26 protein-coding genes and 1 riboswitch are annotated in these 26,024 nt (G+C 55.3%); of the genes, 19 read left to right on the top strand and 7 right to left on the bottom strand.

What is annotated here, in order from left to right:
• Positions 1 to 53: 53 nt before the first annotated feature.
• The 4 genes from AALG83_05920 to AALG83_05905 all read left to right on the top strand — a co-directional run bounded on the left by AALG83_05920 (position 54) and on the right by AALG83_05905 (position 2,322).
• Positions 54 to 578, top strand: a complete 525-nt coding sequence (locus AALG83_05920) for a DUF4364 family protein (GenBank protein ID MEY8382693.1) — start codon at positions 54 to 56, stop codon at positions 576 to 578.
• A 61-nt stretch (positions 579 to 639) separates the two neighbouring features.
• Entirely contained in the window at positions 640 to 1,152 is a 513-nt protein-coding gene (locus tag AALG83_05915; GenBank protein MEY8382692.1) for an adenylate kinase, read from the top strand.
• A 169-nt stretch (positions 1,153 to 1,321) separates the two neighbouring features.
• Positions 1,322 to 1,723: a helix-turn-helix transcriptional regulator gene (locus AALG83_05910; protein ID MEY8382691.1), complete on the top strand. Its 402-nt coding sequence runs from the start codon at positions 1,322 to 1,324 to the stop codon at positions 1,721 to 1,723.
• 188 nt (positions 1,724 to 1,911) lie between these two features.
• Entirely contained in the window at positions 1,912 to 2,322 is a 411-nt protein-coding gene (locus AALG83_05905; protein MEY8382690.1) for a hypothetical protein, read from the top strand.
• A gap of 568 nt (positions 2,323 to 2,890) precedes the next feature.
• On the opposite strand, the gene AALG83_05900 is transcribed toward AALG83_05905, so the two are convergent.
• Both AALG83_05900 and AALG83_05895 read right to left on the bottom strand, forming a co-directional pair.
• The gene (locus AALG83_05900) at positions 2,891 to 3,796 is read right to left on the bottom strand and encodes a hypothetical protein (protein MEY8382689.1); all 906 of its coding nucleotides are present in this window, start codon (positions 3,794 to 3,796) and stop codon (positions 2,891 to 2,893) included.
• Between the two features lie 110 nt (positions 3,797 to 3,906).
• The gene (locus tag AALG83_05895) at positions 3,907 to 4,428 is read right to left on the bottom strand and encodes an RNA polymerase sigma factor (GenBank protein ID MEY8382688.1); all 522 of its coding nucleotides are present in this window, start codon (positions 4,426 to 4,428) and stop codon (positions 3,907 to 3,909) included.
• 152 nt (positions 4,429 to 4,580) lie between these two features.
• Here AALG83_05895 and AALG83_05890 point away from each other — a divergent pair, with 152 nt between their 5' ends.
• The 8 genes from AALG83_05890 (at position 4,581) to AALG83_05855 (ending at position 14,128) form a co-directional block, all read left to right on the top strand.
• Positions 4,581 to 5,141: a manganese efflux pump gene (locus tag AALG83_05890; GenBank protein MEY8382687.1), complete on the top strand. Its 561-nt coding sequence runs from the start codon at positions 4,581 to 4,583 to the stop codon at positions 5,139 to 5,141.
• Between the two features lie 136 nt (positions 5,142 to 5,277).
• Complete coding sequence (locus tag AALG83_05885) at positions 5,278 to 9,942, top strand: Ig-like domain-containing protein (protein ID MEY8382686.1); 4,665 nt, start codon at positions 5,278 to 5,280, stop codon at positions 9,940 to 9,942.
• 148 nt (positions 9,943 to 10,090) lie between these two features.
• Positions 10,091 to 11,089 carry a Tim44-like domain-containing protein gene (locus AALG83_05880; GenBank protein ID MEY8382685.1) on the top strand — a complete coding sequence of 333 codons (999 nt, stop codon included), beginning with the start codon at positions 10,091 to 10,093 and terminating at the stop codon, positions 11,087 to 11,089.
• A gap of 43 nt (positions 11,090 to 11,132) precedes the next feature.
• Positions 11,133 to 12,302 carry an SPFH domain-containing protein gene (locus AALG83_05875; protein MEY8382684.1) on the top strand — a complete coding sequence of 390 codons (1,170 nt, stop codon included), beginning with the start codon at positions 11,133 to 11,135 and terminating at the stop codon, positions 12,300 to 12,302.
• A gap of 15 nt (positions 12,303 to 12,317) precedes the next feature.
• Complete coding sequence (locus AALG83_05870; GenBank protein MEY8382683.1) at positions 12,318 to 12,791, top strand: peptidylprolyl isomerase; 474 nt, start codon at positions 12,318 to 12,320, stop codon at positions 12,789 to 12,791.
• Positions 12,792 to 12,799: 8 nt separating this feature from the next.
• A complete protein-coding gene (locus AALG83_05865) occupies positions 12,800 to 13,306 on the top strand; it encodes a GNAT family protein (protein MEY8382682.1) in 507 nt (168 codons plus the stop codon).
• Positions 13,307 to 13,675: 369 nt separating this feature from the next.
• Positions 13,676 to 13,870 carry an alpha/beta-type small acid-soluble spore protein gene (locus tag AALG83_05860; protein MEY8382681.1) on the top strand — a complete coding sequence of 65 codons (195 nt, stop codon included), beginning with the start codon at positions 13,676 to 13,678 and terminating at the stop codon, positions 13,868 to 13,870.
• Positions 13,871 to 13,912: 42 nt separating this feature from the next.
• On the top strand, positions 13,913 to 14,128 hold the full coding sequence (locus AALG83_05855) for an alpha/beta-type small acid-soluble spore protein (protein ID MEY8382680.1): 216 nt from the start codon (positions 13,913 to 13,915) through the stop codon (positions 14,126 to 14,128).
• Positions 14,129 to 14,172: 44 nt separating this feature from the next.
• On the opposite strand, the gene radC is transcribed toward AALG83_05855, so the two are convergent.
• A complete protein-coding gene (gene radC / locus AALG83_05850) occupies positions 14,173 to 14,934 on the bottom strand; it encodes a DNA repair protein RadC (protein ID MEY8382679.1) in 762 nt (253 codons plus the stop codon).
• 177 nt (positions 14,935 to 15,111) lie between these two features.
• Here radC and pepV point away from each other — a divergent pair, with 177 nt between their 5' ends.
• Together pepV and AALG83_05840 are read left to right on the top strand one after the other, a co-directional pair.
• A complete protein-coding gene (gene pepV / locus AALG83_05845) occupies positions 15,112 to 16,515 on the top strand; it encodes a dipeptidase PepV (GenBank protein ID MEY8382678.1) in 1,404 nt (467 codons plus the stop codon).
• Positions 16,516 to 16,525: 10 nt separating this feature from the next.
• On the top strand, positions 16,526 to 18,325 hold the full coding sequence (locus AALG83_05840; GenBank protein ID MEY8382677.1) for an alanine--tRNA ligase: 1,800 nt from the start codon (positions 16,526 to 16,528) through the stop codon (positions 18,323 to 18,325).
• 450 nt (positions 18,326 to 18,775) lie between these two features.
• Here AALG83_05840 and AALG83_05835 read toward each other — a convergent pair whose 3' ends face one another.
• Positions 18,776 to 19,528 carry a GNAT family N-acetyltransferase gene (locus tag AALG83_05835; protein MEY8382676.1) on the bottom strand — a complete coding sequence of 251 codons (753 nt, stop codon included), beginning with the start codon at positions 19,526 to 19,528 and terminating at the stop codon, positions 18,776 to 18,778.
• Positions 19,529 to 19,536: 8 nt separating this feature from the next.
• Entirely contained in the window at positions 19,537 to 20,172 is a 636-nt protein-coding gene (locus AALG83_05830; protein MEY8382675.1) for a GyrI-like domain-containing protein, read from the bottom strand.
• Positions 20,173 to 20,335: 163 nt separating this feature from the next.
• On the opposite strand from AALG83_05830, the gene AALG83_05825 reads away from it, so the two are divergent.
• Together AALG83_05825 and AALG83_05820 are read left to right on the top strand one after the other, a co-directional pair.
• On the top strand, positions 20,336 to 20,776 hold the full coding sequence (locus tag AALG83_05825; GenBank protein ID MEY8382674.1) for a LytTR family DNA-binding domain-containing protein: 441 nt from the start codon (positions 20,336 to 20,338) through the stop codon (positions 20,774 to 20,776).
• 8 nt (positions 20,777 to 20,784) lie between these two features.
• Entirely contained in the window at positions 20,785 to 21,231 is a 447-nt protein-coding gene (locus AALG83_05820; GenBank protein ID MEY8382673.1) for a DUF3021 domain-containing protein, read from the top strand.
• A 125-nt stretch (positions 21,232 to 21,356) separates the two neighbouring features.
• On the opposite strand, the gene AALG83_05815 is transcribed toward AALG83_05820, so the two are convergent.
• Positions 21,357 to 23,108 (bottom strand): ABC transporter ATP-binding protein, encoded by a 1,752-nt coding sequence (locus AALG83_05815; GenBank protein MEY8382672.1) that lies wholly within the window; start codon positions 23,106 to 23,108, stop codon positions 21,357 to 21,359.
• Positions 23,109 to 23,269: 161 nt separating this feature from the next.
• On the opposite strand from AALG83_05815, the gene mscL reads away from it, so the two are divergent.
• The 3 genes from mscL (at position 23,270) to AALG83_05800 (ending at position 25,560) form a co-directional block, all read left to right on the top strand.
• Entirely contained in the window at positions 23,270 to 23,695 is a 426-nt protein-coding gene (gene mscL / locus AALG83_05810) for a large conductance mechanosensitive channel protein MscL (protein ID MEY8382671.1), read from the top strand.
• A 41-nt stretch (positions 23,696 to 23,736) separates the two neighbouring features.
• Positions 23,737 to 23,854, top strand: a riboswitch (FMN riboswitch).
• 83 nt (positions 23,855 to 23,937) lie between these two features.
• The gene (locus AALG83_05805; protein MEY8382670.1) at positions 23,938 to 24,546 is read left to right on the top strand and encodes an ECF transporter S component; all 609 of its coding nucleotides are present in this window, start codon (positions 23,938 to 23,940) and stop codon (positions 24,544 to 24,546) included.
• 45 nt (positions 24,547 to 24,591) lie between these two features.
• Positions 24,592 to 25,560 (top strand): lipoate--protein ligase, encoded by a 969-nt coding sequence (locus tag AALG83_05800; GenBank protein ID MEY8382669.1) that lies wholly within the window; start codon positions 24,592 to 24,594, stop codon positions 25,558 to 25,560.
• A gap of 58 nt (positions 25,561 to 25,618) precedes the next feature.
• Here AALG83_05800 and AALG83_05795 read toward each other — a convergent pair whose 3' ends face one another.
• On the bottom strand, positions 25,619 to 25,990 hold the full coding sequence (locus tag AALG83_05795; GenBank protein ID MEY8382668.1) for a RidA family protein: 372 nt from the start codon (positions 25,988 to 25,990) through the stop codon (positions 25,619 to 25,621).
• Positions 25,991 to 26,024 lie beyond the last annotated feature (34 nt).

Below are 26,024 nucleotides of genomic sequence, written 5' to 3'. Positions count from 1 at the left end.
CGCGCCCTTCCTCCTCCGTTGATTCCACAGGCTGTCTATGGTAAAATCATATCATGAAAACGCAAAAAAGCAACATTGCAGTGAATAAACTGCTGATTCTCTATATTTTGGAATGTGCCGAATACCGGGTTTCGGATATGCGGCTGATTCTGGCCTGCGGCGAGCTGGCCCTGATGGATTACTTCGATCTCAATTCCGCCCTGCACGATCTGGTGGAAAACCACCTGGCCGAGCAGAGCGATTCGGTCAACGGCGCGTTCTATACCATCTCGGATATCGGCAAAACCACGCTGGATTTCTTCCGCAAAGAACTGCTCTATTCCCTGCGCACCAAAATCGAGGAATACTGCCAAAATCACCGGGAAGATATCCGCCTGGATTCCCAGCTCTATACCGACTATATGCGCATTTCGGACGAGCAGTACCGCGTGAACCTGCGGCTGCTGGAAAACGACATCACAGTGTTCGAGGTCAGTTTCTTTGCGGCCAGCAAGGAGGAGGCGGATCGCTATTGCAAGAAATGGCGGGAAAACGCCCTGGCCGTTTATGCCAAAACCTTTGAAACCCTGCTGGATTAGCGCGCTTAGGCCGTGAGGCCGCTTTGCCTTTGCAGAGCGGCTTTGTTTATCAGGAGGAGCTATGAAAAGAGCCATCGTCATCGGAAGCCCCGGGGCCGGCAAAAGCACGTTTGCCCGAAAACTGCGGGACGCGGCGGCCCTGCCGCTCTATTATCTGGATATGATCTGGCATAAGAGGGATGGCAGCAGCATTTCCCGGGAGCAGTTTGCCAGGAAGCTGGAAGAAATCATGCGCGGGGAGCGCTGGATCATCGACGGCAACTATGCGCATACGCTGGAAATGCGCCTAAAGGCCTGCGATACCGTCTTTCTGCTGGATTATCCGCTGGAGCTCTGCCTGGCCGGCGCGGCGGCGCGCATCGGCAAAAAGCGGGAGGATATGCCTTGGGTGGAGCAGGAGTTTGATGAAGAGTTCAGACAGTGGATTTTGGATTTCCCCCAAGACCAGCTTCCGCAGATTTACGATCTGCTGGAGCAGTATCAAAACGGCCGGGATATTTTTACCTTTCACTCCCGGGGGCAGGCGGAAGATTATCTGAAAACGCTGTGTTCCCAAAGGCCCGGTGAGAAGTAAATACACTATATTAGCTAAAAAATGAGAAAAACACGCGGAAAGTGTCACTTTTTATCCTCTAAACCCCTCTTATATGATAGAGGGGTATTTTTATACGCTAAAGAACTACGATGTGTTGCATTTCATTTTGTAAAAATACGCGAGAAAAGAGAAGAAAGAGGAAAAATGGATGGCAGAAAAGAATTCCTGCAAGCTGATTGGAGAAAATTTGAAGGTTTTGCGCAAAACGCTGGGCATCACGCAGATGGAAGCTGCGGAGCGGATCGATATCAGCGTCTCGGGGTATCGGGAGATTGAGCGCGGCAATGCAAACCCGACGCTGCGCACGCTGGAGCTCATCGCAAAGGGGCTGGATGTCCCGCCGCTGGCGCTGCTCAAAAACTCTATGGAAGAAGAGAAAGTGCAGATTACCCGCGCGATTATGCTGATCGCCCTGGCCGTCAGCAAACTCTCTTTGCCCCAGAGAAGGCAATTTTTGGATCAGGTCAATCTCCTGGTTACTTCACTTTCCGAGCCAGAGGAGTATTTTCAGGAGGCCGATGAAGCTGAAGAAGAGAAGCGCGGAGCGTAGGGCAAAGAAGCGCTTTTTGGCTGACTATCGCCGTTCCTTCCAAACTGGTTTTTCTGGCTGGGACAAGGCATTGAGGAAAATATGGAAAATTTTTACATTTTTTCTAATATCAGTGTCACTTTCCGCCTCGCTGAATTGTCTTATATACGGGAGCTACCCCAGAAGAACTATTTTGGAGGAAAAAATAAGTGCAAAGAAAGTTTTTTGCGTTGTTGCTCTGTGTCATCTGCCTGATGGTGATGACGCTGGGGACGGTCTCTGCGGCACCCGCTGAACTGCTGTTTGAATATAGCTTCACAGTGGATGGAGACGGAAATGTGATTGAGCCAAGAATAGTGCCAAGCGTCTCCTGCGGCCTGACGAATACCTCCGGGAGCAATTATTATGCTTGGGCCACGGGAAACGGTGCTGGGAACATCTCGGTCAGCGTCTATCTCTATAAGGATGGCGGGCAGATCGGCCAGGGAGCGAAGAGCGGAACGGGTACTGTAACAGCGAAGACCAGCACGAGAAGCCTCTCCTCCGGCACTTATACCGTCAGAGGATATGCGACTGACTCTAATGGCACGGGTCAGACAAGTGCAACTCGTGTGATTTAACTTAGCCTTTCCAATCAATCTTTTTAGATTGAGCTCCTCCCAGGCATAGCAGCCCTTATGGGAGGGGACTGAACGCAGAGCATCTGCTCTGCGTTCTTTTATTTGGTGCAAAAAATATAGCTCTGAAAGAAAAAGGCCAGGCTGGAAAGATAGCCTGGCCTTTTGGTTTGGAAAGGCGGTTGGCAAATGTGCTATGCGCCTGAGATGGCGCGCTGGGGCAGGCTTGCGGGATGAAGCGGGAAAATAGCTGGGCAGGGGATGAGGCGCTGTTAGGTGGCAAGCTGCGGTATCTGCATGAAGGGCTCCTGCTTTGGCGGGAAGCCGGCGCAGGAGCCCCTTTTGGCGCAAAGCGCAGGAAAGAGAGAGGAGAAAGGGAAGCACATCGGCTGTGGTTTTCCCGCCCTTTCCGGCTTTTTTTCATGGACCAAATGCAGAGAAAAGACGGCATGAAAGGAGGGGCATCGCCCTAAAAGCATTGGTGCTAGGACGATAGCTTGAAAAGCATTGCCAGAATATGCAGAGACAATAAAACGAGCAGGGATTCCCCTGCCCGTTTTATTGTTTTGAGTTAAGAATGATAGGGCCGCAGCTGATCGAAGAGCGCCCAGAGTTCCGGAAGATTTTCTGAACCAATTATAACTTGAGAGTCATCTAATATCAACACACCATTCGCAGTATCATCTCGTGTATCGATGCAGCAGATGATCTGCTTGTCCTGGTAATCTTTGTAGAAAATCTCATTCTCTCCAAAGAAGTATGCGACTGGGCTACCTGTATCGCTCCAATCTTGAATCAAGGTGAATTCATGTCCTTGATAGTCATAAATAGAGACCAAAACTGATAGCCCGATTTCATCATCCTTATTGTAATGTAATGTCTTGAGCCTTGCTTCCGGGTTATCCAGAATCAGCGGGTTTTTGCCGCGCTCTTGCACAAACTCCTCAATGGAATTATAGTAATAATGTTCGGTATCATCTACAGTATTCACATCCACGCCGGATTCGATAGGAGGCGGCGTGCTGTCCGCTTCTGCGCCGAAAGAAACAATCGACGGATCCTTATTTTCACGGTTTTCGACAATGACGATTCCATTATCAAAGAAGGTAATCGCCCAGTCAATCACAGATTTTGCAATAGCCCGGCCCTGGGGAACCAGAGTAAAGAAGGAGATCAGCGCGGCGACGATGCTGGCGATAATTGCCTTTCTGCGGAGCACTGCTTTTGGCGAATGCCGCCGCTCCTTGCGCTCGGCCTTCCGCAAAAGACGCTGCGCCATGGCCTTGGTTTCATCCGTCATATCCGCCAGAAACATCGCGCGCCGAAGCGTTGTCGCGAAACTGGCGCATTTGCCGGAATCGATAATCCGCTGTGCTTCTGCAGCGCTGCGGATAAAAGGGGCATCCTCGTCTGCGAAGAATAACGTCGTATGCTCGTAAATCAGTCTCTCCAGTGCTTTTTCTTTTCTGTCTCCCATAGGCTGCCTCCTTTTTCATCGTTACTAAATTCATGGTGCCCATTTTGGATGCAAAATAAGTAAAGATGCACCCAATTAATAGACAAGAAAATAAGGGACGAGATGACACTTTACTCCAAAAATGTAAGTGCCAATAAAAAGAGGAGAAGGGAGGTATCCAGCTTCTTGCGCCAGCGCTTGATTCTCTGGTTGAGCGTATTGGGCTTGATGCCCATGGAAAGAGCGATTTCCTTTAAGGGAACTTTTGCCACGACATGCAGAATAAACGCTTTTCGGACGTCCTCCGGCCAATTTTCCGTGAGCTGATCGTAAAGCTCGCGCAGGCCGACGTCCAGCAGATTCGGATCTTCATACGGCAAGAGGTTTTCCATATCTTCCGGCATGGCGACGGTAGGCTTTTCTGCTTTGATGCGGTTGAGGCAGGAGCGGTGAATCGCCCGAATAAAATAGGGGCGGATGCGATCCTCTGGAACTTTGGAGAAGAGATCGTCCCTCTCTAAAATTTTAATGCAAAGATCCTGCACAACTTCTTGCGCCGCATATTCATCTTTTAAAACCGTAAGCGCAAATCTGAGCAAGTCGTCATAATGTTCCTGATATGCTTTTAATGTGCGCTCCTGTAATCCATCCATGCTAATACCCTGCTCCCCGCTTAATTGTTACTTTTATTATAGCATATTTTGCAGAGATTAGAAAAAATTGGAGAAAAGTGCCGGTTTTCTGCCTGGCGGCCGGCAGAACCCATCCCAAGCCCCCGGCATATGATAGCAGGGAGGGATGGGAAATGCAGCAATTATTTTCCGCAGTTCTGCTTGGAATTGCGACGAATCTGGATAATCTGGCCATTGGCCTTGGCATCGGGCTGGAAGGAAAAAAGCTTCCGTTTTTATCAAATTTGGTGATCGCCGCCAGCTCTGCCCTGGCCAGCTATTTTGGATGCGCGTTGGCGGCAGTTTGCGCGGAGCTTGGGCCGTGGATCAAATATTTGGGCGGCGGGCTGCTCGTTTTGCTGGGGCTCTGGCCGTTTTTTTATCAAAAAAAGCCGGGAAAAGAGGAGAAACAGATGGCCAAGGGCGAGGATGGCCCGCGCCTCGGCCTGGGAAAGACGCTGGTTTTGGCCGTAACGCTGGCGCTCAACTGCATCCCGGCTTCTTTTGGCGCGGGAATGGCAGGCGCATACCCCTGGCAGATGGCGGCGGCTGTGGGTGCGGGCAGTTTTTTGGCTGTGGGCGCGGGGTGCTGGGCCGGGCGGTATACCAATGCGCGGCTCTCCGGGGATTGGCTGGATAAAGCGGCGGCGATTCTCATGGTGCTGCTGGGTGTTTTCGAGCTGATAATGCCCTGAAGGGAAATTTGTTAATTTTTCTGAAAATGGCAATTTAGAAAGGAAATGGATTTTACAAGAAAGAAGCGTTACGCTATAATAAACAAAAGAATGAGTCTGTTTAGGGGGAAAAATGAGGACAAAGCATAGAAAACTTTTGAAAAAAACGACTGCGGCAGTGCTTTTTGTCTTTTTATTTTTGAGCACTATTTTTGCAAATCTGCCCTTTGCCTATGCGCAGGATTTGCAGGCAGGAGATGATGCGGCCGGCGACGCGAGCTCTGCGCCCAGCGCTGAGCCGCAGCCAGAGGCCTCTGCGGATGCCCAGCCTTCTGCGGAGCAGAGCGCCGAGCCAGAGCCTGAGCCGGAGGAGCCCTCCGCTTCGCCGGAGCCCAGCGCTGAGCCGGAGGAGGGCGAGCCTTCGCCGTCTGTCTCGGCCGAGCCGGAAGAGCCGTCGCCTTCGGCAAGCGAGGAGATCCTCTTTGAGCATGTGCCGGAGATTATCATCCCAAAGCCGCGGACGATGCTGTATTCGAATATTTCCGGGTTCCCGGCCAGCTATCGGGATAAGCTTCAGGCGTTGCAGAATAAATACCCAAACTGGGTGTTTATCCCGGTGATGACGAATCTGGATTGGAACACAGTCATCGCAGAGGAATCCAAGAGCAACCGCTGTACCATCCAGCAATCGGCCAATGAGACGTTGAGAGACCCTGCGCCGGGCACTTACGATCCCGGCTGGCAGAAGGCCTCCAAGCAGGCGGACGCCTACTTCATCGATCCGCGCAATTTCCTGACCGAGCAGCGCGTCTATCAGTTTGAGCAGCTTTCCTTCAACGCCTCTGTGCATACCCAGGGCGGCGTAGAATCCGTCATGGCGGGTACGTTTATGGCCAATAAAAATATTTCCTATTATAGATCGGATGGCCAGCAGGTTCAGACGGACAAGCGCTATTCCCAGGCTGTTTTGGAGGCGGGCTATACCAGCGGGCTGAGCCCGTATTATATCGTCTCCAAAATCAAGCAGGAAGTGGGCACATCGGGCACGAGCGGCAGCATTTCGGGAAGATACCCGGGGTATGAAGGGCTTTATAACTACTTCAATATCGGCGCGAACGACGGAGACAACAATATCGCCAACGGCCTTTTCTATGCCAAAGGCGGCTCGGCCAACCTGACCACCTATAGCCGCCCCTGGACGGACCCCATGCGGGCCATCACCGGCGGCGCGCAGAACGTGGCCGAGCGGTTTGTCAATAAAGGGCAGGATACCGTCTATTTCCAGCGCTTCAACGTCAAGCCCGGCTCTTCCTATTCGCATTATACGCACCAGTATATGACCAACGTGGCCGGGGCGGCTGCCGAGGCATATAATACCTATACCGCCTATAAAGGCGCGGGGCAGCTGGCCTCTGCCAAGTCTTTCCTGATTCCGGTCTACAACAACATGCCGAATCCGGAAACAGGCGTTACGCTCAAAACAGCCAAGCATACGGGCGTGGTAACCTCTTCGGGCGTCAACGTGCGCAAGGGCCCGGCGACTTCTTACGGCTCGGTGGGCGTTCAGCTCACGCCCAGCGATAAATTCCAGATTTTAGGAGGATACCGCAACGACCTGGAATATACCTCCAGCTTTTTGACGTATCCCTACTGGGTGAAAGTCCGTTTCAGCAAAAACGGGCAGACGTACGAGGGCTATATTTACAGCAACTACTGCCAGCCGGATTCCGAGCGCGATCTCTATATCGGCGATACCTATGCGATCAGCTATACCACGGGTACCTCGGAAAAAGTCTATTTCGAATCCACAAACCCCAAGGTTGTGACGGTCAGCGATACGGGCACGGTAACGGCGGTGAGCAAGGGAACGGCAACGATCCGCGTCTATACCAGCAGCGGCAAACGCATGGATCTCACTTCGGTTACGGTCGTGGGCGAGGCGATGCCCGCGCCAAAGGTGCGGTTTGTGCAGACAAGAGTGCGGGATGGCAAATTCCAGCATGTGTTCAACTGGGAGCACATCAGCGGCGCGGCGGGCTATGAAGTTTATACTTCGCTGAGCGAGAACGGCAATTATACGCTGGCAGCGAAAAACGCGACTCCGGATTGGGAGAACTATGTCCGCAATGAGACGGAAGGCGTCGTCCGCTACTATAAAGTGCGGGCTTATCGAATCGCCAATGGGAAAACATACTACGGCGAGTTTTCAGCCCCCGCCTGCAATATCCCCTCGGTGGAATTCCGCTTTACGCAGGATAGAGAGCGGGATGGAGATTATCAGTATGTGCTCAACTGGATTTCGCTCTCCCGGGCAGATGGCTATGAAGTCTATTCCTCGATTACCGAAAACGGCCCGTTTACGCTGGCCATGCAGACAGCAGACGGAAAGTGCGAAAACTTTGTGGATGGAAAGCAGCGCAAAGGCATTCCCAAATACTATAAGGTGCGCCCATACGAGCTGATTTTGGGCAATAAATCCTATGGGCCGTTTACAGAGGTGCAGATGCTGGGCCAGGCGACGGATACGCCCGAGATGCTCTATATCCAGGTGCCGGACAGCTCGGATCGGCATAATATCACCTGGAAGCCTGTCTCAGGCGCAGAGGGCTACGAGATTCACGCCTCCTCCAGCGCGAATGGGACGTATAGCCTGGTGGGCAGTGCATCCGGCGGCAATACCAAGGTTTACAGCAATGCGGCCTCCCGCAGTACGGTGAAATACTATAAAGTGCGGGCTTACCGCGTGGTGGACGGCGTCCGCCGGTACAGCCGGTTTTCTCAGGCGAAGAGCAACCTGCCGGCGGCGAAGGTGCGGTTTGTGCAGGATCGGGAGCGGAACGGGGATTACCAGTATGTGCTCAACTGGGAAGCTGTTTCCGGCGCCAATGGCTATGAGGTCTACGCTTCCTACAGCGCCAACGGGCCCTTCGCGCTCTTGGCGCAGAGCGCAGATGCCAAGTGGGAAAACTATGTGGATGGCGGGCAGGTGCGCGGCATCCCGAGATACTATAAAGTGCGCCCCTATCGCAACATCCAGGGCGTGCGCGTCTACGGCGGGTTTACCGCTGTGCAGAGGGCGGGCACGGATCAGGGGCTGCCGACGCCAAAAGTGCGCTTTTTCCTGACCAGAGAGCGGAACGGCCAGTTCCAGCATGTGCTCAACTGGGAGGCAGTCTCGGGCGCATCGGGCTATGAGATTTACCGCGCGGCAAGCGCCGGCGGCTCGTTTACACTGGCCGCAGATCTCGCAGGCGCGGGCACCGAGAACTATGTGGGCGCCGGCAGTGAGGACGCGGCATGCTTCTATAAAGTGCGCGCCTATTGGCTGCGCGGCGGCATCAAATTCTACGGCGGTTTTTCCGAAGTGCAGCAAAATCTCCCGTCGCCGTCGATCCGGTTTGGCCAGGATCGGGAGCGCAACGGGGACTACCAGTATGTGCTCAACTGGGAGGCGGTTTCGGGCGCAGAGGGATATCAGGTCTATGTTTCCGCGAGCCCGGATGGCCCGTTCTCGCTTGTCATGGAGAGTGGCGATGGCAAGTGCGAGAACTTTGTGGATGGAAGGCAGGTCAGCGGCATTCCCAAATACTACAAAGTGCGCGCTTATCAGATGGTGAACGGCAGCAAGTCTCTTGGAGCGTTCAGCAAGGTTCAGCAGATCGGGAAACTGCAGGATCTGCCGGCGCCCAAGGTGCGCTTCTTCCAGGCCAGAGAGCGGAATGGGCAGTTCCAGCATGTGCTCAACTGGGAATCGGTGAGCTGGGCATCGGGATATGAGGTCTACCGCGCGCAGAGCGCCGATGGGCCATTTACCCTGGCGGGCCAAAGCGCGGATAAAAACTGGGAAAACTATGTGGGCGCCGGCAGTGAGGACGCAGTGAGCTACTATAAAGTGCGCGCCTACCGCATGGTGGGCAGCGTTAAGCAGTACAGCGCGTTTTCCGAGGTGCAATCCAATCTTTCGGCGCCGCAGTTCCGGTTTGGGCAGGAGCGAGTGCGGGGTGGAGACTATCAGCATGTGCTCAACTGGGAGGCAGTTGGCGGAGCGGAAGGCTACGAAGTATACTGCGCGGAAGCCGAAAACGGGCCGTTTGCGCTGGCTATGCAGACGGCAGACGGCAAGTGTGAAAACTTCGTCAGCGGCGGCCAGAAGCAGGGGCTTCCCAAATACTATAAAGTGCGCGCCTATCAGATGGTGAACGGCAGCAAGTCCTACGGCGCGTTCAGCAAGGTTCAGCAGATTGGGACGCCCATTGTGCCCAAGGTGCGCTTCTTCCTGACCAGAGAGCGGAATGGGCAGTTCCAGCATGTGCTCAACTGGGAGGCGGTTAGCGGAGTGGAGGGCTATGAGGTGCACAGCGCAGAGAGCGCCGATGGGCCGTTTACGCTGGCCATGCAGACGGCGGACGGCGGCTGCGAGAACTATGTATGCGCCCAGCCGGACGATGCAGTAAGATACTACAAAGTGCGTGCCTACTGGATGCAAGGCGGGAAAAAAGTCTACGGAGAATTTTCCGATGTCCAGCACAACCTCCCGGCGGCAGAGATTCGCTTTGGGCAGGATCGGGAGCGCAACGGAGACTATCAGTATGTGCTCAACTGGGTGGCAAACCCGCAGGCGGCCGGCTACGAGGTCTACCGCGCGGCATCTGAGAACGGGCCGTTTACGCTGGCCATGCAGACGGCGGATAGCGGCTGTGAGAACTATGTGGAGGGGGGCCAGACCCGCGGCGTTGCCAAGTACTACAAAGTGCGGCCGTATGAGATGGTCAATGGCAGCAAATCCTACGGCGCATTCAGCAAAGTACAGAAAATCGGATAACAAAATGGGGGGCGGCAAACTTGCCGCCTCTCTTTTTTTCGCTTTCGTTACAATTTCTTTTTAGGCGCGGATAGATTTTTTTCGCCAAACATAGTATGATTAAGAAAACAGAAGCAGTATATGCTATCAGGGAAGAAGGAAAGAAAAGATGAAGGGAAAGGCATGGCTGTTTGCGGCCGTGATGCTGCTTGCGGTGCTGGCAGTTGGCACTGTTTTTGCCAAAGAAGCGCCGGGCGGCGAAATCCTGCCGGTAGATGCCGGCAATTACAATGACTACGGCGGCGGGGGCGACTGGGGCGGCAGTGATTGGGGCGGCGGAAGCGACTGGGGCAGCAGCTGGGACGACGACTGGGACAGCGATTATACCGGCTCTGGCGGCGGGTTTTATTTTTTCAGCGGGAATGCCGGCGCGATTGCAGTGATCGTTTTCATCGCTTTGCTCATCTGCGTTTCTGCCCTGAAAAATAAAAACAGCCGGGGCAGAGCGGGAACGGGCGGCAGCTACCGCGGCGCGGTGCCGCAGGTTCTGGATCATACGCAGGAAATTGAGCGGGCCATTTTAGCCGTGGATCCGCTCTTTAACAAAGAGAAGTTCCTGGCCTGGAGCAAGGAGGTCTACGTTACCTTGCAGCAGGCATGGATGGAGCGGGATTGGTCCAAAATCCGCCCGTTTGAGCAGGAAGAGCTCTTTGCCCAGCATCAGAAGCTATTGCAGGAATATCTCGATCAGGGCCGCATCAACGTGATGGAGCGCATCAACGTCAACCAGGCGTTTTTGCAGAAATATGAGAGAGACCCGCAGTATGAATATCTGACGGTCTATCTGCAGGCGCGGATGCGGGATTACATCATCGATGAAAAGACGCGGCAGGTTCTGATGGGCAATCCCAACGTCGATTGCTATATGCAGTATCTGATGAAATTTACACGCAAAAACGGCGTCAAGACAGACCCAGCCGCGGCCAGCAATATCATCGCCTGCCCGCATTGCGGAGCGCCCACGCAGATTACCAGCGCGGGAAAATGTGAATACTGCGGCTTTATCGTAACCACCGGGGATTACGACTGGGTGCTCTGCGATATGCAGGCGGTGAAGCCCGGCGTGATTGTGGATAACAGCGGCGTCATACTGCGGGATAATCAGTAAAAACAGGAAGAGTACAGCAAGAGAAAACAGGAGGTAGCAAAAAATGGGGCTGATCAAAGCTTTTGGCGGCGCGGCGCGCACGACGCTGGCCGATCAATGGAAGGAATTTATTTACTGCGATGCTATGAGCGCAGATGTGCTCATGCAGAAGGGCCAGGCGCGGATTGGAGAGAAGAGCTCGAACACAAAGCGCAGTGAGAATATCATCTCGGATGGCTCGAAAGTGGCCGTCAACGAGGGGCAGTGCATGCTCATCGTGGAAAACGGCAGAATTGTGGATTTCTGCGCCGAGCCGGGCGAATATATCTACCAGACGGGCACAGAGCCCTCCATGCTGGATAGCGGATGGCATGGCCTCAAAGAGAGCTTTAAGAAGGTGGGTAAGCGCTTTACCTTCGGCGGCCAGCCGGAAAACGACCAGCGGGTCTACTATATCAACACCAAGGAGATCATGGGCAATAAAGTGGGCGTGGGGGAAGTGCCCCTCCGGGACAGCGAGTTTGGCTTTACCATCATGCTCAAAGGCTACGGGACCTATTCCTACCGCATCACAGACCCCATCATGTTCTATGCCAACGTCTGCGGCAACGTGCAGGATGTTTTTCGCAGAAGCCAGATCGACGAGCAGCTCAAAACCGAAGTACAGCATAACCTCCAGCCGGCTCTGGGCAAAATTGCCCTCAAAGGCATCGCTTACGATCAGCTTCCGCTCTATACCAACGAGATCGCGGATCAGCTCAACCAGGAGCTGACCGAGGATTGGGTGCAGAACCGGGGCATCTCGGTGGTGGCTGTGGCGCTGGCATCCATCACGCCGGATGCCGAGAGCGCCAGGAAAATAGCGCAGTTCCAGGAATCCCGGGTTTATACCAATACGCGCATGATGGGTGCGCGGCTGGGCGGCGCGCAGGCAAACGCCATGGAAAACGCATCCAAAAACGATGCCGGCGCGATGACGGGGTTCATGGGCCTGGGCATGGCGCAGCAAGCCGGCGGCGCAAATGTGGCTTCGTTCTTTGAGAATAGCCCGGAGCCTGCACCTGCGGCGGCAAACGGATGGAGCTGCCCGGCCTGCGGCAGCAAAAATTCGGGGAATTTCTGCCAGAACTGCGGCGCCAAAAAGCCGGAGGGCGGCGAAACCTGGACCTGCGCCTGCGGAACGGCCAGCCAGGGGAAATTCTGCCCGAATTGCGGCGCAAAAAAACCAGAGTAAAAGGAGAGAATACAAATGATCGTCATTGAAATGCAAAACGGCGGGAAAATCGAGCTGGAGCTGGACGCGAAGGCCGCGCCCATCACAGTGGAGAACTTTGAAAAGCTGGTGCGGGAAGGGTTTTACGACGGCCTCATCTTCCACCGGGTCATCAGCGGCTTTATGATTCAGGGCGGCTGCCCGGAGGGCACGGGCATGGGCGGCCCAGGGTATCACATCAAGGGCGAATTTGCGGCCAACGGCGTGGAAAATCCGATTAAGCATGTGCGCGGCGTGATCTCCATGGCCCGGGCGCAGGCTCCCGATTCTGCGGGCAGCCAGTTCTTCATCATGCACGCGGATGCGCCCTATCTGGATGGGCAGTATGCGGCGTTTGGCAAAGTGGTCTCGGGCATGGAAGTGGTGGATCAGATTGCGGATGCCGTTACGGATTATTCGGATCGCCCCTATGACGATATCGTCATGAAGCGGGTTTTTATCCAGGAGTAGGCAGAGCGATGCTGAGGCTTAGGCCATATGAGCCGGGCGATGCACAGTGCATCCTGGCATGGCTCAGGGATGAATTTGCCTTTCGGCAATGGAGCGCAGATCGATACGAGCACTATCCCATTGCTCCGGAGGAGATGAACGCATACTATGAGAAAGTAAAAAAGCAAGACGGCATTTTTTGCATGACGGCCCTGGACGAAGGCGAAGTCGCCGGGCATTTCACGCTGCGCTTTCCGCGCAAGGCAGATGCCAGCGAGGCGCGGCTGGGCTTCGTCATCGTGGACGACAAAAAGCGCGGCAAGGGCTATGGCAGGCAGATGGTCTGCCTGGCGGTGCAGTATGCGTTTGATGTTTTAAACGTGCAAAAAGTTTCGCTGGGCGTATTTGAGAATAACGCTCCGGCAATCGGGTGCTATCGGGCCTGCGGGTTTGGAGAGGTGCGACTGGAGCAAACAGAGCAGTACTCTTGCCTGGGGCAGGTATGGAAGTGCATAGAAATGCAGCGGCAGAGATGAGCCAGGGCATTCAAAAAAGATGGGCGGCGTGCCTTTGGGGCGGCTGCCTTCTTTTTTTATTTCTATCATTTTTATATGAATTGAAAAAAGCTGGAATTGGAAGAAATTGACGCGAAAAAAGCAAATAGAAACACTTTTTGCGGGCATAATAGCACCGACAGCTGAAATTGGCAATTCGCCAAAAAGGTGCTGAGCGGAAAAAGCATGAGCGACCGCGCTTGTAATCAGAATTGGATAGAATGCGGCAAAACAGGTGGAAATTTATAAAAATTACCAGATTATTTTGTCCGTGCAAGGGAAAATTAAGATTACACAGCAGAAAAGCTGTTTGGAGATGAACTCTCAAATTCTAATACGGAGGTGAAAATCATGGCTAGAAATTCCAGCAACCGTGCTAATGTTCCGGAAGCGAAAGAGTGGCTCAATCAGATGAAGTACGAAATCGCAAACGAACAGGGCATCAACCTGAAAGAAGGCTACAATGGCGATCTCACAGCGAAAGAGAACGGCACTGTCGGCGGCTACATGGTTAAGAGAATGATTGAACAGTATCAGGGCAAATAACCTGATAAAACCTAAAATCTGAAAGAAGGAGGTAAACTTTCAATGGCTAGCAGCAACAACAGCAATCGCCTGGCAAACGATACGGCTCAGGCGCGCGAGAAGATGGATAACATGAAATACGAGATTGCCAATGAGCTGGGCGTCAACCTGAAGAAGGGCTATAACGGCGACCTGACTTCTAAAGAGGCAGGCTATGTTGGCGGCTACATGGTGAAGAAGATGATCGAATCCGTGGAGCAGGCACATTCCAATAAGTAACCAGAAATGGTGCAAAAGAGCAGGCGGATGCCTGCTCTTTTTTGCTACTCTTCATCCTGCTTTTCGGGAGACATGAGCTGCAAATAGCTCAGGCTGTCTTCCGCCGCGACGGCCATGCCACGGCTTTCCAGCGTGTGGATATGGTTGCCCTTGTCCAGAAAGCTGTAGTATGCCTTGTCGGCGACGATGATATGATCGCAGATGCCGATGCCCAGCGGCCGAAGCGCGCCGATGATCTCCAAAGTGATGGAAATATCCTTCTTACTGGGGCGGGGATCGCCGCCTGGGTGGTTATGCGATAGGATGACATACGAGGCCGAATGCCGAAGCGCGATCTCCGCGATGCGCCGGGTATAGACGGGCACGCTGTCGATGCTGCCTTCGCCCACCTTCTCGCGGTGCACCAGCGTGAAATTGGAATTGAGGCAGAAGAGATAGAAGCGCTCGTTTGCCAGGCCATACATGAGCGGGCAGATATATTCCGCGGCGGCGCGCAGCGTGGGCAGCCGCATTGCGCTTTTGGATTCGGAAAAATATTTGCGCCCGGCCTCGGCGATGACGCCCAGCAGCACGGCAGATTTTCTGCCCATGCCCTCCACTTTCTCGATATCCAGCGGGTTTGCCGAGAGCACACCGTAAAAAGAGCCGAAGGTCTCAATCAGGCGGTGCGCGATGGTGTTGGTATTGATGCGGGGAAAGAAGTAGTATAAAATGAGCTCCAGCGCTTCATGATCCTCCATCCCTTCAAACCCCGTCTGCAAAAAGCGATCCCGCATTCTATCCCGATGCCCGTCGTGTAAACTCATCTTAGCCTCCTAAAAGAACTGTGTTATAATTATTCGGGGCAAAGCGACAGATTCCTACATAAAAGAAAAAATCAGTTTCCGCCAGCAGTTGACAACCGCGCCGGCAAAATAATATACTATTTCATATGTGAAACTATGGCTTCCCGGGCTTTTTGGGGAGCGCAAGAGGGAAGGATTATGATACAGTTTCCGGTAGAAAAAGTGAGAGGCCAGATGTGCGCGGATTTGGGCGGGCTGGTCGCCATCGAGAGCCTGAAAGGCGCGCCGGAGCCGGGCAAGCCTTTTGGAAGCGGGCCGTATGATGCGCTTTGCTATATGCTGGAAAAAGCAGAGGGCATGGGCTTTGAAACCAAAAATCTGGAAGGGCATATCGGCTATGCCCAGGCGGGCGGCGGCGCGCAGACTCTGGGCATTTTGGCGCATCTGGATGTTGTCCCGCCGGGAGACGGCTGGGAGAGCGAGCCTTTTTCGCTCTGCATTAAGGGAGAGCGGCTCTATGGCCGGGGCACGGCAGACGACAAAGGCCCTGCCATCGCCGCGCTTTATGCGCTGAAGCTGGTGAAGGACGCGGGCTATCGGCTGAAGAGAACCGTGCGCATCTATTTTGGCTGCGATGAGGAAAGCGGCTGGGGCGATATTGCCTATCTCAAACAGCATGAGCCAGACCCGGAGCTGGTCATCTCCCCGGATGGCGGGTTTCCCATCGTCAACCGGGAAAAGGGTTTGCTGGAACTGCGGCTTTCCCGCCCGGCAGGCATTCAGGAGGGAAAAGCCATCTATATCAAACGCATCGATGCCGGAGAGCGGCCCAACGTCGTCCCGGCTATGGCAAGCTGCGTTTTGGGCGGCGCGCCCATCCGGCTCATCGCGCAGATGGCGGAGGTCTTTGCCGAGGGCGCGGAGGCGAGGCTGGAAGTTTCAGGGCAGGACGGCGATATTCGTGTGACGGCCTATGGCAAAGCTGCCCATGGCGCCCGGCCGCATCTGGGCGTCAATGCGCTGAGCTTCCTGGTGGCCTTTCTCAATATTCTGCCGCTGGCAGACGGCGCGGCCGAGCAGTTTGTCTATTCTCTGGCCAAGCATCTGGGCACGGAATACGACGGCGCGCGACTGGGCATCGCGGGTGAGGACGAGCTGACCGGCCCGCTGACCCTCAACCTGGGCATGCTCAAGTTCGACGGCAGGGAAATTTGGGGGACGCTGGACTGCCGCTATCCCATCTGTATGCAGGGAGAGGAAATTGAGCGGAAACTGCGGGCGGCTTTCGAGGCCGAGCAGATGAAGCTTGAGCAAATTCAGGCCCAGCCCTGGCACTATGTCCCCGAGGAGAGCGAGCTGGTTTCCGCGCTCAAGGAAGTTTACGAGGATTGCACGGGCAAAAAAGCCGAGTGCATGAGCACGGCCGGGGCGACTTACGCCCGGGCGTTTGAGCAGTCTGTGGCATTTGGGCCGCTGCCCGTGGGCAAGGAGAACGGCAAGCATGGCCCCAATGAATTTTTAGAGATGCGCGAGCTTTTGGATCTGACGCAGATCCTGGCAAACGCGATTGTAAAACTGGCGGCAGAACCGCAGGAGAAATAGGAGAAGAAACGTGAAAACATTAACGAGCAATGAGCTGAGAAAGCTGTATCTGGAATTTTTTAAGAGCAAGGGCCATGCCGTCATCCCGTCGGCGTCACTCATCCCCGAAAACGACCCGACCGTGCTCTTCACCACCGCGGGCATGCATCCGCTGGTTCCCTATCTGCTGGGCGAGAAGCACCCGGCCGGAACGCGGCTGACGGACGTTCAGAAATGTGTGCGCACGGGCGATATTGACGAAGTCGGCGATGCTTCGCACTGCACGTTCTTCGAGATGCTGGGCAACTGGTCGCTGGGGGATTATTTCAAAAAAGAGGCGATTTCCTGGAGCTTTGAGTTTCTGACGGGCGAGCAGTGGCTGGGCATTCCCAAGGAAAAGCTGTATTTTACCTGCTTTGCCGGCGATGAAAATGCGCCCAGAGACGAGGAATCCTTCGGCTACTGGCGCGAGCAGGGCGTGGCGGAGGATCACATCTTCTTCCTGCCCAAAGAGCACAACTGGTGGGGGCCGGCCGGCGTAACCGGGCCGTGCGGGCCGGATACCGAGATGTTCATCGATACGGGCAAGCCTGCCTGCGGGCCGGATTGCAGCCCGGCATGCAGCTGCGGCAAGTATCTGGAGATCTGGAACGACGTGTTCATGCAGTATAACAAGAAAGAGGACGGCACGTTCGAGCCTCTGGCGCATAAAAACGTGGATACGGGCATGGGGCTGGATCGGACGATCTGCATTTTGCAGGGCAAAAAATCCGTCTACGATACGGATGTCTTCAGCGGCATTCTGGCCAAAATTGCAGAGCTTTCGGGCAAGGAATACGGCAGCGACGAGGAGACGACCAGGGCGTTCCGCATCGTGGCCGACCATATCCGCTGTGCGACGTTCATGATGGGCGATGAAAAGGGCATCACGCCTTCCAACACGGATCAGGGCTATATCCTGCGCCGCCTCATCCGCCGGGCCATCCGCTTTGCCGGCCGCCTGGGCATCGAGGAGGGCAAGCTGCATCTCATCGCAGAGCAGGTGATTGGCCAGTACGGCGAGGTTTATCCCGAGCTTCGGGCCAACCGGGAGCGCATCCTCTCCGAGCTGAACCTGGAGGAGGAGCGTTTCCAGAAGACCATCAAGCAGGGCATGAAGGAGTTTGAGAAGCTGGCGACGTATCTCAAAGAGCCGGTCATTCCGGGCAAGAGCGCGTTCCGCCTTTACGACACCTTCGGCTTCCCCATCGAGTTTACTGAGGAGCTGGCGGCTGAGCGCGGCTTCCAGGTGGATCGGGAAGGATACGAGGCGGCGTTTAAAAAGCACCAGGAGCTCTCTCACGCGGGCGCAGAGCAGCGCTTCAAGGGCGGCCTGGCGGATACCGGCGTTCAGACGGCGCGCCTGCATACCGCGACGCACCTGCTGCTGGCCGGCCTCAAGAAGATTCTCTCTCCGGATATTCAGCAGCGCGGCAGCAACATCACAGCCGAGCGTCTGCGCTTCGATTTCAACTTCCCTCGCCCGGTAACCAAAGAGGAGCTGGCGCAGGTGGAGGCGTTTGTCAACCAGGCCATCAGCGAGGATGTGCCCGTCGTCTGCCAGGAGATGAGCGTGGAGCAGGCTAAGCAGGAGGGCGCGACAGGCATCTTTGAATCCAAATACGGCGATGTCGTCAAGGTATATACGGTGGAGGGCTGGAGCAAGGAGATTTGCGGCGGCCCGCACGCTTCGCATACCGGCGAGCTGGGGCGCTTCAAAATTAAGAAAGAGCAGAGCTCTTCGGCTGGCGTGCGCCGGATTAAGGCCGTGTTGGAAGGGCAGGAGGAATAATCCTGCTCCAAACCAGAGATAGAGCGCCGCAGGGTAATTCCCTGCGGCGCTTTTGATGGCGAAAATCCGCGGGATGCGGAGAAAATTTGGGCGCGAAAGAACCGCGCGGCATGGCCGGCGCGGCTCTTGATAAAAACGCGCTTCGGGCTGGTGCGGCCAAAAGCGGGGCCGGCGGTAAGCAGGCAGCGTTGAGCGCATATGCCCGTACAGCGCGAAAAAACTACAAAAATCGCAGAAAATAAAAAATGCCGCGGCGCTATGCTGTGCGGCATTTTTGCTTGGAATCGTGCGCGCCGGGCAAAGAACCCCCGGGCGGGAGTGGCCATCTCATCCATCAAATAAAAGGATATGCCCTTCTCTCATGCCCGCGCGGTCTCCAAATTGTCTGGACTGAACCCAAACAGGCCGCAAAACTGCAGCCTGTTTGGGTTCGGATGGCTCAAAGCGCACCTATTTCTCCTTTTTGCAGGCGGCTTCAGCCCAGGCAGGGACGAAACCTGTGGCGGCGGCGATACCCCGGGAGGCGAGATTGGCTTCGGACGTCCCGTAATAGGGGATTTTGCCCCGGCGGAAGATCTCCTGGCGCAGCAGTGCGACCAGGTATTTGCCCATGCCCTGGCGCTCGAACTCTGGCAGAACATCGATGCCGATCTGCCAGAACTGTGCGCAGTCGGCGCTGGCCCCGGCCAGGGCGGCGATCTGTTCTCCCTGATAGAGCGCCCCGGCCAGCACATCCGGGCGGCCAGGGTCGAAGCCCAGGGCGTTGGGAAACGCATCGCCAAACCGCTCTTTGGTGATCTCCTCCTGCTCGAACCAGCGGGTATTTGGGCGCGGCGCAGGAGCCGCCTCGCAGGCGCCGGGCAGATAGTGGTGAAAACTGCCAAAGACGGCATACCCATGTGGGCGGAGCAGCTCATCGAACTGGCGCAGATTGGGGTATTCGAAGAGCCAGATGCCCCGCTTGCCCTGGCAGATGCGCCGGCATTCCTCCAAAATGCAGGGGTGCACGCAGAGCACGGCACCTTTGCCCAGCGTCGCCATCTGCCAAAAAGGGGGCTCCGGGCCAAACTGCCGGCGGCCGGGCAGCGCGCGGAAGGGAACAACAGTGCAATCTGGGCGGAGAAAATCCGACGGCTCGCAGGCGTAGTCCAGCGCGAGCTGCTGCAAAAGCGCGTCAAAAATAGTGGGTTCGATTTTGTTCATGATTTCTCCTATTCTATTTTTCGGATGGGAAGCCGCAGAACTGTCTTGCGCTTGCTCACTTCGCATTTGTTGGGATCGCTCAGGTAGATCTCGTGGTGAAACCGCTCGTCTGTGATATCTACCGCATAGCCATTTGCGGCGGCATATTCGTGCAGGGCGCGGACGGTGGCCGGCTCATCGTCGTAAGAGCCCATATGCATACACTGCACGCACAGCCCTTCTTCATAGCTCAAAAATTCCACGCTGGAACAATCCATCTTTTTCTTTTTCGCCGCCTGCTCCTTGGCCCATTCGACCTCCTGCGGCGTGGCAAATGCGGGCAGGCGAATCAGGGAGATGAAGTGCATCTGATCTTTTTTCCCGTAATCCATGGCCGCGCCGTCTTCCTGCCACCAGAACCCTTCCAGCGGCGGGACGACATATTCAAAAAATCCCGGGATTTGATGATCGCCCTTATAGCTCATTTTGATGGTATAGGCCACGCCGTATAGCAGCGAGATGGCCTGCTGATATGCGCCGCCCTTCTGGTTTGGGTCTCCCTGGCCGCGCACGGCGAGATAGTTCATCCGGGGGACCTCGACGATGCCCGGCTGTGTTTTGGGCTGATAGAGCGCCCGCTCTTCCTTTTTAAAATCGAATGCCATGGTTGTTCCCTTCCAGTTTACAAATTGAGACGAGAATGGATTCGCCGGGCGGCATGGGAATTCCTGCAAGCGACCATGTATGCGCAAAAACAAACCAAATAGCAAAAGGTGATTGCGCAGCCGGGCGCGGTTTCTTATGATATAGGGGCAGGGAGGTATGGCAATGCAGGTGGAGTTAAAAATAGATCCCAGGTGCGCCGAGCCGAGGATCGTCGTTATGGCGGCAGAAATGACGGAGCAGATTGACGCTTTGCTCAAAAAATTATCCGGGCAGGATATGCAGATGATCACCGGGCAGAAGCAAGGCAAGCTGGAAATTTTGGAGCCAGCCGAGCTGATCCGGGTCTTTGCCCAGGGCGGCAAAGTATTCGCCTCTGCCCGGCGCGGGCAATATGCGCTTCGGATGCGGCTCTACGAGCTGGAGGAACGGCTGGATCCGCGCCGCTTTGCCCGCATCTCCAATTCGGAAATCATCAATCTGGGCGAGGCAGAGAGCTTCGATTTGAGCATTGCGGGGACCATCTGCGTGCAGATGAAAAATGGCGAGACGACTTATGTCTCCAGAAGGTATGTCTCGAAAATCAAGAAGATTTTGGGGCTGTGAGGTGGAGCATGAAAAGAAAAGCGGTATTGCGCGGCATCGTTGGGATGCCCGTGGGAATTTTAATTGGATATGCGATGACGGTTCTGCTGTCGCTGGGCTGGGGGAGCGGGGAATACCTGCCCTGCGCCCCGGAGCTTGCCGCGCGGATGGGCAGCGAGATGGGGGCGGTGCTTTTGCAGGCGGCGCTCTGCGCGGTGCTGGGCGCGGCTTTTGGTGCGAGCTCGATGATCTGGGAGATAGAGCGCTGGAGCATTGCCCGGCAGACGGCGGCCTATCTTTTTGCCACCAGCCTGGCCATGATGCCCACCGCCTACCTGCTCTACTGGATGCAGCACAGCCTGGCGGGCTTTTTGATTTACTTTGGCATCTACCTGCTCATCTTTCTGGCTATCTGGCTGGGCAACTATTTCGCCATCCGGCGCAGCATCCGGAAGATGAACGAGAAGCTGAAATAGAGAGGCGGGGGAGCGCGGGAGCTGTGCGGCCGCAGGGGTAGGGAGCAGAGGCAGAGCGGCATGGGCCGGAGTTTTTCAAATAGAAAACGCCGTCAGGTTTTCCTGACGGCGTTTTTGCACTTTTGCTATTTTTGCTGTGTGCTCAGGGAATAGAGGTCGTGATAAATCCCGTGCTTTTGCAGGAGCTGTTCGTGCGTGCCCTGCTCTGCGATGCCCTCTTCCGTCAGCACCAAAATCAGATCTGCGCCCTGAATGGTGGAAAGCCGGTGCGCGATAGTAAACGTCGTCCGCCCCTTGGCCAGCGCGGCCAGAGACTGCTGCACGATATGCTCGCTCTCGTTATCCAGCGCCGAGGTCGCCTCATCCAAAATCAGGATAGGCGGGTTTTTCAGGAAAACCCGGGCGATGGAGATGCGCTGTTTCTGCCCGCCCGAGAGCTTGACGCCCCGCTCGCCGACGTAGGTATCGTAGCCGTCCTCCAGCTCCGAAATGAAGCTGTGCGCGCCCGCCTGCTTGGCCGCCCGGATGATATCCTCCCGGCTGGCGCCCGGGCAGCCATAGGCGATGTTGTCGTAGACAGAGCCCGAGAAGAGATAGACATCCTGCTGGACGATTCCGATATGATCCCGCAGGGAATGCAGCTGGATTTTCTGAATATCCGTGCCGTCTAACAGGATTTTGCCTTCCGTCAGGTCGTAAAACCGGGGGATGAGATGGCAGAGCGTCGTCTTGCCGCTGCCCGAAGGGCCGACCAGGGCCACGTTCTGCCCGGCCGCGATTTCCAGATTGATATCCTTCAGCACATATTCCTGATCCGGCGCATACCGGAAACCGGCGTTTTGGAAGGTGATACTGCCCTTGACATCCGAGATGGGCAGAGCATCCGGGGCGTCGTAGTTTTCCACCGGGACATCCATCACCTCAAAAAACCGCTCGATGCCCGTGATGCCCCGCTGGAACTGCTCCATAAACTCGATGATGCGGCGGATGGCCGTGAGCAATACGCTGACATACAGCAGATAAGCCGTGAAATCTCCGGCGTCAATTTTCCCGGCCTTGAGGAAGAACGCGCCGGATACCACAACCGTGATATACATCAGCCCGTCGAAGAAGCGGGAAGTGGCAGAGAAACCGCCCATATAGAGATAGGAGCGGCGCTTGATGCTTAAAAACCTGTGGTTGTTTTTCCCGAATTTTTTGGATTCCACCTGCTCGTTGCCAAAGCTCTTGACGGCCCGGATACCCAGCAGACTGTCTTCCACCTGCGCGTTGATCTCGCCCAGATGGTGCCGGGTCTCCTGGAACGCCCGTTTCATTTTGAAGCGGAAGGAGAGCGTGCAGAACAGCATGACGGGCAGAATCGAGAAGATGATCAGCGTCATGGGCAGGTTGGTATTCGCCAGAATGGCAAAGGAAATGCCGATTTTGAGCACAGCCGAGAGCAGTTCCTCCGGGAAATGATGCGCAAACTCGGTAACGTCGTTGAGATCCGAAGTGATGCGGCTCATGAGCTGGCCGATTTTGGTGTTGTCGTAGTAGGAATACGAGAGCAGCTGCATATGCGCGAAGAGATCCCGGCGCATATCCGCCTCGATTTGGGCGCCGGTGATATGCCCAAAGGAGGATTTATAGAATTCCGCCAGGGCATCCAGCAGCCGCAGGCCCAGATAGCACAGGCCGATATTGATAATGAGCGAAGCCGAAAGCGCGGCGGGGTCGTCTCCGGCGGCAGAGGTGATATAGCGCGCGATGAGCGGCAGAATCAGCTCTGCGGCGACGGTAAAGGCGCAGCAGAACAGATCCATCAAAAACGCCGCTTTATGATGGCCGTAGTATGGCAAAAACCTTCGGAGATATCCTTTCTTCTTTTTCTTCATTTTTCCTCAAATTTCCTTTCGTTTTGCGTGCCCTTCCATTATAGCAAACAAACCGGGCAAATGCCAAGGCGCAAAGCAAAATTTCGCGCGGGCAGGGCTTTTCAGGCGGCGCATTTTCAGATAAAATAGAAAAAAGAGTGTTTCGGAAAGGAAGCATACGAATGAAAAAGATATTTGGGGAATTTAAGGATTTCATCTCCCGCGGCAATGTTATGGATATGGCCGTTGGTGTGATCATCGGCGGCGCGTTCACGGCCATCGTAAATTCGCTGGTTTCGGATCTGCTCAACCCGATTTTGGGGCTGATTACCGGTGGTATGATGGATTTTTCGGATCTGACAATTCCGCTGGGCGGCACAAGCATCAATTACGGCGCGTTCCTGACGGCAGTGATCAACTTCCTATTGGTCGCGCTGGTGATTTTTGGCATCACGAAGATGCTCAACTCCCTGCACCGCAAAAAAGAGCGGCAGGAGGAGCAGGAAGAGGCGCAGGAAAAACAGCCGCGGCTTTGCCCCTACTGCAGAAGCGAGATTGCGGAGGATGCTACGCGCTGCCCGCACTGCACTTCCCAGCTGGATGCTTGACAGCGCTTTTTAGCGGCGCTATAATGAGCGGGAAGTAAATAGAAGATCTTCAGGGCGGGGTGCGATTCCCCACCGGCAGTAGAGCCTGCGAGCCCCACAGGGGGTTGATACGGTGCGATTCCGTAGCCGACGGTATAGTCCGGATGGAAGAAGATATGTGAAAACGCCCTGTTTTGGCGAGCCATTTTTGGCCCCAGGCAGGGCATTTTAATTTACCGCATATCTTGAAAGGAAGGAAACATATGGTTTTGGCGGAAGGAACAAAAAAGCGCATTCCTGTGCGCAGTATTGCGGTAACGGGCATTTTGGCGGCTCTGGCGTCTGTGCTCATGTTTTTGGATTTCAGCATCCCGGTGATGCCGGGCTTTATCAAGCTGGATTTTTCCGAGCTGCCCGCTTTATTGGCGGCGTATGCGCTGGGGCCGGTCTCGGGCGTGGTAGTCTGCCTGGTCAAAAACCTGGTCAACCTGCTCTCGACCTCCACGGGCGGCGTGGGCGAGCTTTCCAACTTCGTGCTGGGCGCGTGCTTCGTGCTGCCGGCGGGGCTCATCTATCAGAAGCGCAAGACGCGCAAAGCGGCCTTCTGGGGCGCAGTGCTGGGTGCAGTGGTGATGGCGGTGGTGAGCATTTTCTCCAACTACTATGTCATGTATCCCATCTATACGGCGTTCATGCCCATGGAAGTGATCATCGGGATGTATCAGGCCATTGCGCCTGGCGTGCAGACGCTCTGGGACGCTCTGCTCTGGTTCAACCTGCCCTTCACTTTCTTTAAGGGAATGTGCTCGGTGGCCATCGCGTTTCTCATCTATAAGCACATCTCCCCGCTGCTCAAGGGAAAAAAGAATTGAACTTTGCCCAGGGATTGGGTAAAATAGCAGGGAATGGAGGCAGCTATGAAGGCATACTTTTTTCTCTGCGAAAGCAACGACGGCTGGCGCAACCTTGCGGCAGATGAATACTTTTTGAACCACATCGGCAAAGACGAGATTTTGCTTCATATCTATATCAATGCGCCGGCTGTGATCATCGGCAAGAACCAGAACGCCTGGCGCGAATGCAATTTAAAGGCCATGGAGGCAGACGGCGTCAAGCTGGTGCGCCGGATCAGCGGCGGCGGCGCGGTGTATCACGATCTGGGCAATGTGAACTTCTCGTTCATCGCGCATCGGGATATTTACGACGTCCCCCGGCAGATGAACGTCATCCTGCGGGCTGTGCGGGAGCTGGGCATTTCTGCTGAGTTCAGCGGCAGAAACGACCTTTTGGCCGAGGGTAGGAAGTTTTCGGGCAACGCGTTCTGCGTGCGGGGCGAAGGCCGTCAGCATCACGGGACGCTGCTGCTCTCGGCAGATCTCTCCAAGCTGCCGGGGTATCTGAACGTCTCGGATGAAAAACTTCGGAGCAAGGGCGTCTCCTCCGTGCGCTCCAGAGTCTGCAACCTCTGCGAGTTCAACGCTCAGATCACAAGCGAGGGCATGATAGAGGCGCTGAAAAAAGGGTTCGCCCAGGAATACGGCGCGTTTGAAAACTGGGAGCTGGATGCGGCTGCCCGGCAGGAGATAGAATCGCTCTATGAGAAGCAGTCCTCCTGGCAGTGGCGGCTGGGCCAGGCGCCGCGCTTCGATTTGGAGCTGAAAAACCGCTTCGATTGGGGCGAAATTCAGGTTCTGCTCTCTTTCCAGCAGGCGCACGTCAGCCAGGTGCAGGTTTACAGCGATGCGCTAGATACCGAACTGGCGGAACAGCTGGCGCAGATGCTGCAGGGAGCGCGGTTTACGGCGGGCGATCTGGCGGCGGCAGTTTTGCCGGAGAAAAAGGAGCTGGCCGAGATTGCCGGATGGCTGGGCAGCCTGGAATATTAGGGAAAACAAAAAAGCTGGCGCTTTGCGCCAGCTTTTTTTACGGGAATTTTTGAAAAATTTAGATTTCTGCGATGGCCTCCACTTCGCAGAGCACGCCTTTTGGCAGTGCCTTGACGGCCACGCAGGAGCGGGCGGGTTTGCCCGTGAAATATTGCTCATAGACGGCGTTGAACGCGGCGAAATCCGCCATATCCGCCAAAAAGCAGGTCGTCTTGACGACCTTCTCGAAGCTGCTGCCGGCGGCTTCCAGAATGGCGCCGAGATTTTGGATGGAGCAATGCGCCTGAGCGGCCACATCCTGCCCCGAGATTTCCCCCGTCGCCGCATCCAGCGGGATCTGCCCGGAAGTAAAAATCAGATTGCCGGCGATTTTGGCCTGGGAATAAGGGCCGATGGCCGCAGGCGCCTTGTCTGTCGCGATGGTTTTCATCAAAATGCACCTCCACATTTTTTCTCTATTATAG

It is taken from the genome of Christensenellaceae bacterium 44-20, from assembly GCA_041223705.1.
GTDB lineage: Bacteria > Bacillota > Clostridia > Christensenellales > Christensenellaceae > QANA01.
Note: the sequence above shows the minus strand (reverse complement) of the source record. Positions and strands in the feature narration are given on the sequence as shown.